Genomic DNA, 397 nt, shown 5'->3' on the forward strand with positions numbered 1-397 from the left:
TCCCGGAACAGGAAGCGCTGGCCGCCCGGCTCGCCCCCCACGCCCGTCCCGAAGACGGCAACTGGCAGCCCGGCGACGCCCCGGCGCAGGCGCTGGACTGGGCAGTGCGGGCGCTGGCGAAGGCCGGCACGCTGTCCATCATTGGCGTCTACCCGCCCACCGACAAGGTCTTCCCCATCGGCGCGGCGATGAACAAGAACCTCACGGTGCGCATGGGCAACTGCAACCACCGCAAGTACATCCCCGAGCTGCTGGAGCTGGTGCGCGCCGGCGTGATCGACCCCGAAGCCATCCTTACCCGCCGCGAACCGCTGACCTCGGCCACCGAGGCCTACGCCGCCTTCGACAAGCGCGAACCAGGCTGGATGAAAGTGAAGCTGCAGCCGGACACCTGAAC

The 397-nt window shown here is 69.3% G+C and carries 1 pseudogene; it reads left to right on the forward strand.

The window, feature by feature from the left end:
* Nucleotides 1-395 (forward strand): annotated as a pseudogene (locus GRF61_RS24415) (hypothetical protein); the annotation flags it as partial.
* Nucleotides 396-397 lie beyond the last annotated feature (2 nt).

The organism is Azoarcus sp. TTM-91, assembly GCF_012911025.1.
Lineage (GTDB): Bacteria > Pseudomonadota > Gammaproteobacteria > Burkholderiales > Rhodocyclaceae > Azoarcus.